We start from the raw sequence: 12,797 nt of genomic DNA on the forward strand, positions 1-12,797 counted from the left end.
AGGATTTACCATAATCTTAATGATAATTATTATCAACTGTGATCTTTGTAAGGGTATTAGCGCATTTTCACCAGTGGGAGAGTGATGGTGACTCGCAAACCGCCAAGGTCGCTACGCTCGGCTTTTATGGTGCCGCTGTGTTGGCGAATCGCGCTTTCGGTAATGCTTAAACCAAGCCCGGTTCCTCCAGAATGACGATCCCGAGCGGTAGAGACTCGATAAAACGGACGGAAAATGGCTTCGAGCTCCTCTTCAGGTACCCCTTCACCATTATCATCGACGACGATATGTAGCGTGTCGTCGATGGCTTGAATCGCGATGTTCACTTGGTCTTTGCCGTAGTAGATGGCATTGCGAATGATGTTTTCGATCGCGCTCATTAGCAGCTTAGGGTTACCGGAAATATGTCGCTCGGGCAATGGGGTATATTGCAAGGCTTTGCCCATTTGTTCCGCTTCAAATTGCGCATCCTGAATGATCTCTTCCCATAGGCTGGCGACGGGCTGCTCTTCACGATCCAAATGGCTGTTCATCTGCATGCGAGAGAGTTCCAGCAGTTCACTGATCATCTGTTCCAAACGTTGCGCTTCAGTATCAATCCGTTGCAGCTCATTACTTTCGCCCTGTTTGCGTGTCGCAAGCGCATTGGCCATTCTCAAGCGAGTCAGTGGTGAGCGCAATTCATGGGAAATATCCGACAGCAACCGTTGCTGACCTGAAATCATTTGATTGACCGCTTCGACCATGCGGTTGAAGCTGGCGCCGGCTTGGCGAAACTCCGAGGTGCCTTTTTCTAAAGAGGGATCGGTGACAAATTCCCCTTTGGCGACCCGTTGCGCCGCTTTTTCTAAGCGTCGTGCGGGTTGGCTGAGTGCCCACGCGAGCCACAGCAGTAAGGGGGTACTGACCAGCATCACAGCCAGTAGTAGCTGAAATGGATGATCAAACATACGCAGCAAAAATGGCGGTGGTTGGTTCCAACGCATTCCGACGTAAAGTAAGTACTCTTTGTTTGCTAGCGTCACTGGCAGTGGCCCTGAGAGCATAAAGCGGCCATACAGCTTTTGCTTGGGCTGATCGGGTTGTTCAATCGAGGTGACGAAGTTTTTCAGTGCCTTGAGCTGAAAATCCCCTTGCTTCAAGGTGGTGAGGATATTGCCATCGTAATCGGTGATGAAAAAGCGCGGCCGGCCATCTCGCCCATGGCGATCGCTGGGGCGCTCCATGCGAAAGAGAATGCGGCCAAGATCAGTTTCGCCACGATATTGCTTTTCGATCTCCTGCTTGGCTTCAATAAAGCGATCGTATTGATCGGCCGGAATATTGCGCGCCTTACGAGGGTCAAGATGAGGCAAAGCCAAGACGGCCATCAACACCAAAAACATGGTAAACCAGAAGATGGCAAAAATTCGCCCATACAAACTGGTGATTTTCGGCAAACGCATCGGTTACTCCACAATCATTAAGTAGCCACGGCCACGTAGGGTTTTAATTCGAGATTTGCCATCCGAGCGTTCAGGGAGTTTTTTGCGTAAGTTTGAAACGTGCATATCAATGGCACGGTCAAAAGCCGCTAGACGTTTACCGAGCACATCCAAGCTGAGGGTCTCTTTGGTTAATGTGCTGCCTGGGTTTTGCATAAAGTGGCTCAGCAAGGCGAATTCGGTCGCAGTGAGGTCCAGCTGAGTGCCAGCACAATACGCTTCCAATCGGCCCGGATAAATTTTCAGGTCTTGATACTCGATGCAATCGCTGCTTTTGGGGGCTTTCGTCGCACTGGTGCGGCGTAAAATCGCTTTGATACGCGCCAGCAGTTCACGATCACTGAAAGGTTTGGGCAGATAGTCATCCGCACCCAGCTCCAAGCCGATGACACGATCGATCTCTTCCCCTTTGGCTGTCAGCATTAATACTGGTGTATCCCACTGTTCACGTAACTTCTTCAACGTATCAATGCCATTGAGTTTGGGCATCATGACATCGAGTAAGATCAAATCAATCTCTGCCGATAAGGCTTGCAAACCCTGCTCACCGTCGTTCGCCTCGGTGACATTAAAGCCTTCATAGCTTAAGACTTCCGTCAGTAAGCTCGTCAGTTCGGTGTCGTCGTCAATCAGCAGGATGTTTGCCATAGTAGGGCCTTTCTCTCAATCAGTTCTCTTTAACAGTTCTCTTTAATATTACTGTGAAATGACCGCAGGGAAGAGGAGCAAAGTCGCTCTTTACGATACTTTACGCTCTCTATACGTCACTTTACCTTGCAGTTTGTATTCTACACTCAAGCGCTGTGAGAACAGCTCAAATGAACCGACATGAGTAAGGAATTGATTATGAAACTTGCAAAAAAAATGGTACTCGCTGCTGTTGTCCTTCCACTAACACTAGGTACTGCCAGCGCCTTTGCTTTTGGCGGCGGTAAAGGCCATCACAAAGGGCCTGATGGCGAATGTGGCATGGGGATGGAACGCGGCATGATGCGTCAACTGGACCTGACCGATGCGCAGAAAGAGCAGTTGGATGCGATGCGTGGCAGCAACCGTGCACAAATGAAAGAGATGCATCAAGGCAATTTCGCAGCGAATCAAGCAGAGCGCCAAGCACAGCATGCCAAAGTACAAGCACTGTTATTGGCGGACAACTTCGATCAAGCCACTGCCAATGAACTGGCAAAACAGATGGCGGAGAAACAGGCAGAGCGCCGTGTGAAAATGCTGGAAAAACAACATCAAATGTTGAGCATTTTGACTCCAGAGCAAAAAGCGAAATTTGTTGAACTTCAAAACGAGCGCATGCAGGAGTGTGGCGACAAAATGCAAAAACGCATGGAAAAGCACGCGAAAAACTGATCTGAGCGTTATCCACTGACTTGAGCAAAAAGGCGATCTTCGGATCGCCTTAAATGTATCGTACTCATTCACGGTTTGGCGCGTTATACTGCGGCTATGGCTTTTTTCATTGAATGATTATGAAACACCAATATGCACGTTTAGTGACGATGGCTGCTTGGACGGCAACCGCAGTCGCAACTTTACTTCTCCTCGTTAAGATAGTGGCTTGGTGGGTGACTGGCTCCGTGAGCTTACTTGCCTCGCTGATCGATTCATTCCTCGATATTGCGGCGTCTGTCGTCAACTTAATTGTGGTGCGTTATGCGCTACAACCTGCCGATGAGGAACACACCTTTGGTCATGGCAAAGCGGAATCTTTAGCCGCATTGGCTCAAGCGATGTTTATTTCAGGCTCTGCGGTGTTTTTGATCCTCAATGGTATTGATCGCTTCTTCCGTCCTCATGAGTTGAATTCGCCCGAATATGGCGTTTATGTCAGCTTGTTTGCCATGGTGGTGACATTCGCTTTGGTCACATTCCAAAAGCACGTAGTAAGAAAGACGGGTAGCCAAGCCATTGCAGCGGATTCTCTGCATTATCAAAGCGACTTGTTGATGAACGCGGCCATTATGGTGGCGTTGGGGCTTAGCTATTATGGGATTGGCCAAGCGGATGCAGTATTTGCGGTGGGCATCGGTCTATTTATTTTATACAGCGCATTCAAAATGGTAACGGAAGCGATTCAAACCTTGCTTGATCGCAAATTGCCCGATGAAGAGCTAGAACAAATTCGCTGCGAATGTTTGGCAGTGGAAAATGTTCTGGGGGTGCATCAACTGCGCACCAGAATGTCGGGGCCGACGCGTTTTATTCAGCTTCATCTTGAATTGGATGACAATTTGCCTTTGATCAAAGCGCATCAAATCGCTGACGAAGTGGAAGAAAGATTGCTGGCGTGTTTCCCAGAGGCTGATATTTTGATCCATCAAGATCCCTATTCTGTTGTTGTGATCAGCGAGAAAGAGCATACAGAACAACAGTGGTAGCGCTCGAAAAAATGCGTTTGTCTTCAGGACAAATAAGCGGTTGTTGACTATCTTTCCAACAGCCTCTATTAAGATTCGTGATCCTGATGTGAATCAACAAAGAGTGAGTGCAAAACTGTAATACTCCTACATAAGTAGAAAAGTTACATAAAATTGTGGGTTTTCATTGGTATTCCTGTAGAGGAAATGTAACATTACGCACAGTTTTTCGGATTATATTGGTAGCTGAATAACAGCTATTTTTAAAGATTATTAAATATTGATTTCTAGAGTTCGAGGGTGAGCATGATTAAGAAGATCGGTGTTTTGACAAGTGGTGGCGACGCCCCTGGTATGAACGCGGCAATCCGTGGTGTGGTACGTACTGCATTGGGTGCGGGTCTTGAAGTGTATGGTATCTATGATGGTTACTTGGGTTTATACGAAGGCCGCATCAAGCCACTTGATCGTTCAAGCGTTTCTGATGTGATCAACCGTGGTGGTACGTTCTTGGGTTCAGCTCGCTTCCCTGAGTTTAAGCAAGTCGAAGTCCGTGAAAAAGCAATTGAAAACCTAAAAGCACACGGTATTGATGCGCTTGTGGTTATTGGTGGTGACGGTTCGTACATGGGTGCGAAGAAACTGACTGAAATGGGTTACCCATGTATCGGTCTACCTGGCACCATCGACAACGATATCGCAGGTACGGATTACACCATTGGCTACCTAACCGCGCTGAACACGGTTATCGAATCGATCGACCGCCTACGTGATACTTCATCTTCTCACCAGCGTATTTCTATCGTAGAAATCATGGGTCGTCATTGTGGTGACCTCACTCTGATGTCTGCTATTGCCGGTGGTTGTGAATACATCATCACTCCGGAAACCGGTCTAGACAAAGAGAAGCTGATTAACAACATCAAAGATGGCATCGCGAAAGGTAAGAAGCATGCAATCATCGCTTTGACAGAACTGATGATGGATGCCAATGAACTGGCAAAAGAGATCGAAGCTGGAACGGGTCGTGAAACTCGAGCCACTGTTCTTGGTCACATCCAACGCGGTGGCCGTCCAACCGCGTTCGACCGTGTTCTTGCGTCTCGCATGGGTAACTACGCCGTTCACTTATTGATGGAAGGCCATGGTGGTCGTTGTGTTGGTATCGTGAAAGAGCAACTTGTTCACCACGACATCATCGATGCAATCGAGAACATGAAGCGCCCAGTTCGCAATGACCTGTTCAAAGTCGCTGAAGAGCTATTCTAAGCAGAATAAGCTGACTATCTGAGCAAAAGGCTGCGTTATCGCAGCCTTTTTCATATTGGTGGTTTTTACCAGATATCAAACCTAAGGCACTAAGGTGGCCAATTGTTGTTTGCGTTGCTTGAGAGCGTAAAGGTAGCTGCATAACCCCACCAAAATGTTGCCCACGGCAATGCCAATAAACAGCCCTTCAATATCGTAGAGCCAACTGCCTAGGTATGCCGCTGGCAGGGTAAAGACAAACAGTCGAATCACGCTCCAACGGAAGGCGTTGAGTGGTTGATGCATAGCATTTAAACCGCTGACTAACATCATGACAATGCCTAAAAACCCATAGCTGATTGGTACGACTAGCAGATAATGCCAAAGCAAATCTCTCACTGCTTGCTCTTGTGAGAACAGAGCAGCAAGCGGAATACTGAGTGGCACCATCATCAAAAAAACCAAACCTTGAAACAGCACCGAAAAGCGCATACTGACGAACAATCCTTGGAACGCTCGTTGTGGGTTTTTCGCGCCAAAGTTTTGCGCCATAAAAGGCGTCAGAGCGGAAGTGAGTGCCATGAGGACCAAAATCAAAATCGATTCAATGCGTTGTGCCGCCCCATAAGCGGCAACAGCCGCCGTGCCGTGGCTGGACAGCATCATCATTAAAATGGCGCCAGAGAGAGGGTTCATTGCGTTGGAAAGCGCAGCCGGCGTGCCGACCTTGAGAATCTGCCGCCAATCCTCTTTTAAGCGCGGCCATTGTGGCAAGCCGAGCAGCCGCTCACGCTTAATCAAAACGTAGAATGATCCTATCAGCGCACCGAGCCAACTGAACGCACTGGCAATCGCTGCGCCTTGAATACCGAGCTCAGGAAATGGGCCGACACCAAAAATCAGCAGCGGGTCGAGCACGCCGTTGATAAGCCCAGCGAGCATCATGATTTTGGCTGGGGTCTTCGTATCGCCGGTGGCACGAATGGCACTGTTTCCTGCCATTGGAATCACCAGTAATGGAATGGTGAGGTACCAGACATGCATGTATTGGCCGATGAGGGGAATCAGTGCTTCTTTCGCACCAAGTAAGGTAAATAAGGGGGTGACGGTAAAGAAGCCAAGCGTAGAAGCGAGCGCAACCAGCACAATCGCCAATAGCAAGCCATGGGTAGTAAAACGTGCGGCTTGATGTGCTTCTCCTTGGCCTAATAGACGACCGATGCTGGTCGACAGTCCGACGCCAATGCCCATCGTGATGCAGTTAACGGCGAAGGTGACGGGAAAGGTGTAACTGATCGCCGCCAGTGCTTCGGTGCCAAGTAGTGAGATGAAAAAGGTGTCGACCAAGTTAAACATCAGGATCGCCACCATGCCAAATATCATGGGGACGGTCATTTTTCGTAGCGTTTCCGCGATGGGCGCGCTCAGCAAGCCATGTTTATCAAGCATCAATCATCACCAGAAGGTGCAAAAGCGCTAGGATACAAGAAATGTGTGCGAGGGGCGAGTGAGCTGTTTTTAGGCAATCCTTTGCCAAAGCCTCGGAACTTTTAACTTAGTCACAAAAAAATCCTCACGCCCCCTTGGGATCGTCATGATCACCCCCTATATAGTTAGCACTAGGCCTAGAAGCCCTGCTTCAGGGTAATTATCAAATAAACATGGAATTTTTCAGGAGAGACGACCGATGAACATTCGTCCATTACATGATCGAGTTATCGTAGAGCGCCAAGAAGTTGAATCTAAATCTGCTGGTGGCATCGTTTTAACTGGTTCTGCTGCGGAAAAATCAACTCGCGGTGTTGTTCTAGCTGTAGGTAAAGGCCGCATTCTAGAAAACGGCACTGTTCAGCCGCTGGACGTTAAAGTTGGTGATACTGTTATCTTTGCAGAGAGCTACGGCACTAAGACTGAAAAGATCGACGGTAAAGAAGTTCTTATCATGTCTGAAAACGACATTATGGCTATTGTCGACTAATAGCAATCGTTGAGTAATTTTTTGCTCTGATTCAAAACGAAATCCAAAACAGAATTTAGAAAGGAAATCAAAGATGGCTGCTAAAGACGTTAAATTTGGTAATGACGCTCGCGTAAAAATGCTAGAAGGTGTCAACATTCTAGCTGACGCAGTAAAAGTAACACTGGGCCCTAAAGGCCGTAACGTGGTACTCGACAAATCTTTCGGTGCACCAACGATTACAAAAGATGGTGTATCGGTCGCGCGTGAAATTGAACTTGAAGACAAGTTCCAAAACATGGGCGCACAAATGGTGAAGCAAGTGGCTTCACAAGCAAACGACGTCGCAGGTGACGGTACGACAACCGCGACGGTACTTGCGCAAGCTATCGTAAATGAAGGTCTTAAAGCGGTTGCTGCGGGTATGAACCCAATGGATCTTAAGCGTGGTATCGACAAAGCAGTAGCGGCGGCGGTTGAAGAGCTAAAAGCGATGTCAAAAGATTGCTCAACCAGCACGGAAATCGAGCAAGTAGGCACCATCTCTGCGAACTCGGATTCAAGCGTGGGTAAGATCATTGCGGAAGCAATGGAAAAAGTAGGCCGTGACGGTGTTATCACGGTCGAAGAAGGTCAAGCACTGCACGATGAGCTAGACGTTGTTGAAGGTATGCAGTTTGACCGTGGTTATCTATCACCATACTTCATCAACAATCAAGAGTCTGGCAGCGTTGAGCTAGAGAGCCCATTCATTCTATTGGTTGATAAGAAGATCTCGAACATTCGCGAACTTCTACCAGCACTTGAAGCGGTAGCAAAAGCCTCTCGTCCACTGCTGATCATCGCAGAAGATGTGGAAGGTGAAGCGCTGGCCACACTGGTTGTGAACAACATGCGCGGCATCGTGAAAGTGGCGGCGGTGAAAGCGCCTGGCTTTGGTGATCGTCGTAAAGCGATGCTACAAGACATTGCTATCCTAACGGGTGGTACGGTGATTTCTGAAGAAGTGGGTCTTGAGCTTGAAAAAGCGACTCTAGAAGATCTCGGTCAGGCGAAGCGTGTTTCTATCACCAAAGAAAACACCACCATCATTGATGGCGTGGGTGAAGAAGCGATGATTCAAGGCCGTGTTGCTCAAATTCGTCAGCAAATCGAAGATGCAACGTCAGATTACGACAAAGAGAAACTGCAAGAGCGTGTGGCTAAATTGGCTGGCGGCGTTGCCGTTATCAAAGTTGGCGCTGCGACTGAAGTTGAGATGAAAGAGAAGAAAGACCGCGTAGAAGATGCACTACACGCAACTCGTGCAGCGGTTGAAGAAGGTATTGTTGCTGGTGGTGGTGTTGCCCTCATCCGTGCGGCTTCTAAGATTGTTGACCTACAAGGTGACAACGAAGAACAAAACGTTGGTATCCGTGTAGCACTGCGTGCTATGGAAGCGCCGCTTCGTCAAATTACCAAGAATGCAGGCGATGAAGAGTCCGTGGTTGCGAACAATGTTCGCGCTGGTGAAGCTTCATACGGCTACAACGCAGCAACGGGTGTATACGGCGATATGCTAGAGATGGGTATCCTAGACCCAACAAAAGTAACGCGCTCTGCGCTGCAGTTTGCGGCATCTGTTGCAGGCCTAATGATCACCACTGAAGCGATGGTGACTGACCTACCACAGAAAGATTCTGGTATGCCAGATATGGGTGGTATGGGCGGTATGGGTGGCATGGGCATGATGTAATCAGCCTACCCGCTGTCAATATTTGAAAAAGCTGAGGAGCGATCCTCAGCTTTTTTTTTATCGCTGAGAATGTGTCGTTTATTCAAGAATATGAACAATATCCGATATAAAATGAGATTCATATTCTACACTGCTACTGGGATGCATATGAATGCAACTTGGTAAGTGCATGAAAAATAGAATGTTTTAAGAAGGCTTTGTCAAATGGATGAAAAAACATTCAGACATTTGACAAAACAATGACTTGGCAAAATTGAACGGCGTACATAATAAGTCGATGGGTACGGGAGTCGGCATCGCGCCACCGGTACTTAACAACTCATAGTCAGTGGAGACTCAACCAATGAAAAAAATCTTAACAGCAGCAGTGGTAACCGCGTTAACGTCAACAGCGGCAATGGCAGCAACGCCTGTAATGTTTTCTTCAATCAATAACTTCAACGCGCCAGATGACAGCGCCGTGGCGGGGGTTCGTGTTGCCGCGCTCTACGGTAAAGTAGATAACTTGAAAGGTGTTGATCTAGCGGTGGTTGGTCTCTCTGAAACCGACACAACAACAGGTGTTAACTTAGGTATCTTTGGTGCATCGAAAGTAAACCAAGAAATGACCGGTGCGTCACTGGGTTTCTTCAACTGGAATACTGGCCAAACAACAGGTGTTAACCTTGGTGCAGTGAACTTGACCAATGATGTTAAAGGCGCAAACGTTAGTTTTGTGAACTACTCGGAAGGCAACACTATGGTCGATGTGGGTGCGGCAAACTTCTCGGATACTTCGACTGTTCAGGTGGGCGTATTCAACAAAACCGCAAAAATTGAAGGCGTGCAAATTGGTCTAATCAACTGTGCGGACAACGGTTTCTTCCCTTGCTTCCCAATCATTAACTTTGCGAAGTAAGCTCAATCGAGAGTGAAGTTCTCGATAGCATAAAGAAACCCCAGTCAATAATGGTCTGGGGTTTTTTATTTTTAGCAGTGAGCAAAGATAGCCATATACTGGTTTATTTAATCAGGCGTGAACTGCGGCGCTGCTGAATTTTTTGGTGAACGCCGCGGCGCAGCGCTTGAATGCGGTTTTCGGCTTTGTCGACGCCGAGCAACACGGTCAGGACAAGTACCGTCATAATCACAGATTGCTGCATCAATCCTAAACCAATCATCATCCCCATCGACGCCAGTACCCAGATAACGGCGGCGGATGTCACCCCGTGAATTTTCCCATCTTGAGTCATCATCACACCTGCACCTAAAAAGCCCACACCGGTAATGATTTGTCCAAGCACTCGGGCTTGATCAAGAGTATTCGGCGAGAGGTAGACCGCCATAGACATAAAAAAGTAGGTACCAGAAATAATCAAAATAGAAGTGCGAATACCCACTGGCTTGCCACGAGTTTGCCGCTCGGCACCGATTAACACTCCATTGACCGCACAGCATAATAAGGCGACCCAACTAAACGGCTCAATATTGAGCAGGGAATCTAAGGTTAATGACATAAAGGCTTCCTAAAAAAGAACAAAGAAAATGCGATGAACAAGCGTGAGTTATTCAAGATAGAGATCCAGTGGGGTTTTGCTTGGACGACCACCGATTTCTCGAGTCAGGGTTGGAACAAGATAGCCAGACACTTGCGTGATCAAGCCGTGCATAATTGCTTTGGCTTCTTGGTCGGAAACATAAAAATGTGCCGCGCCTTGAACCTTATCCAACACATGTAAGTAATAGGGCAAAATGCCGGCATCAAACAGTGCTTCGCTAAGATGCACTTGCGCCTCGACGCTATCATTCACTCCTTTCAGCAACACGCTTTGATTCAATAATGTCACACCTATGCGTTTTAACCGATGCAGTTGCGAGGTTAACTCGGCGTTGATCTCATTGGCATGGTTGATGTGCGTGACCAAAATGACTTGCAAGCGCGTTTGTTCTAGCAGCTGGCACAGTTCTGTTGTGATGCGTGCGGGTATCACAACAGGCAAACGCGAGTGAATTCGTAGTCGCTTGATGTGGGGGATGTCAGCAATACGTTCAATTAGCCACTGTAACTCGTCATCTTTGGCCATCAAGGGATCGCCACCGGAAAAGATCACTTCATTCAGCGCGCTATTTTGTGCAATGTAATCGAGGCTTTGTTGCCAAACCGTTTTGCTGCCTTTGTTGTCTTGATAAGGGAAGTGACGGCGGAAACAATAGCGGCAGTTAATCGCGCACCCTCCTTTAACGATCATCAGCGCACGATTTTGGTACTTGTGCAGCAAGCCTGGAATCGCATTGTCTTGCTCTTCCAGTGGATCGACAGAATAGCCAGGGTGGATCTGGTGTTCTTCATTGAGAGGGAGAACTTGGCGCAGAAGTGGATCATTGGGATTGCCTTTTTCCATTCTTTCAACAAAACTCTGCGGGACGCGCTGTGCGAATAATTTGCGTGCCGAGAACCCGTCTTGCCACGGAGTTGGATCGATTTCCAACATTTTGAGCAAGGTTGCAGGATCAGAGATCCCATTCGCTAGCTGTTTGAGCCAGTTTTGCTCAACAGATTCGACTTTTCGGGTTATTATGTGCGGCATTGAATTTAGCTCTAAGAATGTAAGAGGACAAAATGGCTACAGTTAGCACTAATGAATTTAAAGGCGGCCTAAAACTCATGATCGATAGCGAGCCTTGCGTTATCTTGGAAAATGAGTACGTAAAACCGGGTAAAGGCCAAGCGTTCAACCGCGTTAAAATTCGTAAACTTCTTTCTGGTAAAGTGCTAGAGAAAACATTCAAGTCTGGTGACACTTGTGAAGTGGCAGACGTAATGGATATCGACCTAGATTATCTATATTCAGACGGCGAATTCTACCACTTTATGAACAACGAAACGTTCGAGCAAATTGCAGCAGACGCAAAAGCGGTTGGTGAGAGCGTTAAGTGGTTGGTTGAGAACAACACTTGTATGTTGACACTTTGGAACGGTAACCCGATTGCGGTAACACCACCAAACTTTGTTGAGTTAGAAGTGATTGAAACCGATCCGGGTCTAAAGGGTGATACTCAGGGTACAGGTGGTAAGCCTGCAACACTATCAACCGGTGCTGTTGTTCGTGTGCCGTTATTCATCCAAATCGGTGAAGTGATCAAAGTTGATACACGTAGCTCAGAGTACGTGGGTCGCGTGAAGTAATTTCAGCCCGATAGTTTCTAAAAAGGTCGCCTTGGCGGCCTTTTTTATTTCGGACAGAGTTTGTTGTCGACGTGTGGTGAGGCATCTGTCATTTGGCGCTCGTTTATTGATTGTATGCATCGCCAATTTACATTTGCTAACAATAAGGGATTGATTGCATTTCTAAGTCTCAAAAATGAGTCATTTGTTTTGTTAATATCGACTTACTTTATGGAATCAATATCACATTTATAAAACGGATGACGTTATGACGATGAAACCACTCTCTCTACTCGCCATTATTGCGAGTTCACTCAGCCTTTCAGTACAAGCTGAATCCAATACTGCTAATGCATTTTCAGTAAGTTACAATCAACCCGATAGCGGTTTGTGCCAGTTTAGCGAAGATCTTGGAGCAACCACTTTCGATGTGCGCTCAGGCAAGCTTTGGGCTTGTAGTGAAATGGGGTGGGTATATTTTGAATCTGTTAGCCCATTGCAGTGTGATGGTTTGCGCACAGAAGAAGAGTTAGCAAACTACAAAGCATGGAAAAAAGGCAGCTATCGCAGTGGCGCGTTAGTAGTGCACAACGGCCAACTGTACAAAGCAAGAAGTTGGACCAACGGTGAACCGGGCAAGGCAGAAGAGTGGGAATTAGAAGGTATCTATCCTACGGGGCCTTCACGTTGGAGTTCGGTAGAGCAGTACCATTCAGGTAGCCAAGTGGTTTACATGGGGCATGTTTACCAATCCTCTAGCTGGTCAAAAAACACCAATCCAGCGAAAGAAGCGTACAAGTCAGGCTGGAAAAAATGGAAGTACGTTGGTCCATTTGAGTGCCCCAATTCATAAATCAGA

Annotated in this window: 13 protein-coding genes; 8 read left to right on the forward strand and 5 right to left on the reverse strand. The window is 47.4% G+C overall.

Annotated elements, in window-relative coordinates:
- Positions 1-56: 56 nt before the first annotated feature.
- Positions 57-1,445: an envelope stress sensor histidine kinase CpxA gene (cpxA, locus tag AOT11_RS08010; protein WP_017419756.1), complete on the reverse strand. Its 1,389-nt coding sequence runs from the start codon at positions 1,443-1,445 to the stop codon at positions 57-59.
- Between the two features lie 3 nt (positions 1,446-1,448).
- Positions 1,449-2,132, reverse strand: coding sequence for a response regulator (locus tag AOT11_RS08015; protein ID WP_017419755.1), 684 nt, complete (start codon positions 2,130-2,132; stop codon positions 1,449-1,451).
- Between the two features lie 198 nt (positions 2,133-2,330).
- On the opposite strand from AOT11_RS08015, the gene AOT11_RS08020 reads away from it, so the two are divergent.
- The 3 genes from AOT11_RS08020 (at position 2,331) to pfkA (ending at position 5,122) form a co-directional block, all read left to right on the forward strand.
- A complete protein-coding gene (locus AOT11_RS08020) occupies positions 2,331-2,846 on the forward strand; it encodes a CpxP family protein (protein WP_026050335.1) in 516 nt (171 codons plus the stop codon).
- Positions 2,847-2,965: 119 nt separating this feature from the next.
- Entirely contained in the window at positions 2,966-3,874 is a 909-nt protein-coding gene (gene fieF / locus AOT11_RS08025; protein ID WP_017419753.1) for a CDF family cation-efflux transporter FieF, read from the forward strand.
- A gap of 285 nt (positions 3,875-4,159) precedes the next feature.
- Entirely contained in the window at positions 4,160-5,122 is a 963-nt protein-coding gene (pfkA, locus tag AOT11_RS08030) for a 6-phosphofructokinase (RefSeq protein ID WP_026050334.1), read from the forward strand.
- Between the two features lie 81 nt (positions 5,123-5,203).
- Here the strand turns inward: pfkA and AOT11_RS08035 are convergent, their stop codons facing one another.
- On the reverse strand, positions 5,204-6,550 hold the full coding sequence (locus tag AOT11_RS08035; protein WP_017419751.1) for an MATE family efflux transporter: 1,347 nt from the start codon (positions 6,548-6,550) through the stop codon (positions 5,204-5,206).
- 238 nt (positions 6,551-6,788) lie between these two features.
- Between AOT11_RS08035 and AOT11_RS08040 the strand changes: the two genes are divergently transcribed.
- From AOT11_RS08040 to AOT11_RS08050, 3 genes are all read left to right on the forward strand, one after another.
- Complete coding sequence (locus tag AOT11_RS08040; protein ID WP_011079244.1) at positions 6,789-7,079, forward strand: co-chaperone GroES; 291 nt, start codon at positions 6,789-6,791, stop codon at positions 7,077-7,079.
- Positions 7,080-7,152: 73 nt separating this feature from the next.
- Positions 7,153-8,793 (forward strand): chaperonin GroEL, encoded by a 1,641-nt coding sequence (gene groL, locus AOT11_RS08045; protein WP_017419750.1) that lies wholly within the window; start codon positions 7,153-7,155, stop codon positions 8,791-8,793.
- A gap of 343 nt (positions 8,794-9,136) precedes the next feature.
- A complete protein-coding gene (locus tag AOT11_RS08050) occupies positions 9,137-9,691 on the forward strand; it encodes a VC2662 family protein (protein ID WP_013570978.1) in 555 nt (184 codons plus the stop codon).
- Positions 9,692-9,794: 103 nt separating this feature from the next.
- Here AOT11_RS08050 and AOT11_RS08055 read toward each other — a convergent pair whose 3' ends face one another.
- Positions 9,795-10,289 (reverse strand): MgtC/SapB family protein, encoded by a 495-nt coding sequence (locus AOT11_RS08055; protein WP_017419749.1) that lies wholly within the window; start codon positions 10,287-10,289, stop codon positions 9,795-9,797.
- A gap of 48 nt (positions 10,290-10,337) precedes the next feature.
- Positions 10,338-11,360, reverse strand: coding sequence for an EF-P beta-lysylation protein EpmB (epmB, locus tag AOT11_RS08060; RefSeq protein ID WP_017419748.1), 1,023 nt, complete (start codon positions 11,358-11,360; stop codon positions 10,338-10,340).
- A gap of 32 nt (positions 11,361-11,392) precedes the next feature.
- Here epmB and efp point away from each other — a divergent pair, with 32 nt between their 5' ends.
- On the forward strand, positions 11,393-11,959 hold the full coding sequence (gene efp / locus AOT11_RS08065) for an elongation factor P (protein ID WP_017419747.1): 567 nt from the start codon (positions 11,393-11,395) through the stop codon (positions 11,957-11,959).
- A 247-nt stretch (positions 11,960-12,206) separates the two neighbouring features.
- Positions 12,207-12,791, forward strand: coding sequence for a hypothetical protein (locus tag AOT11_RS08070; protein WP_017419746.1), 585 nt, complete (start codon positions 12,207-12,209; stop codon positions 12,789-12,791).
- Positions 12,792-12,797 lie beyond the last annotated feature (6 nt).

The sequence above is a fragment of the Vibrio vulnificus NBRC 15645 = ATCC 27562 genome, assembly GCF_002224265.1.
GTDB lineage: Bacteria > Pseudomonadota > Gammaproteobacteria > Enterobacterales > Vibrionaceae > Vibrio > Vibrio vulnificus.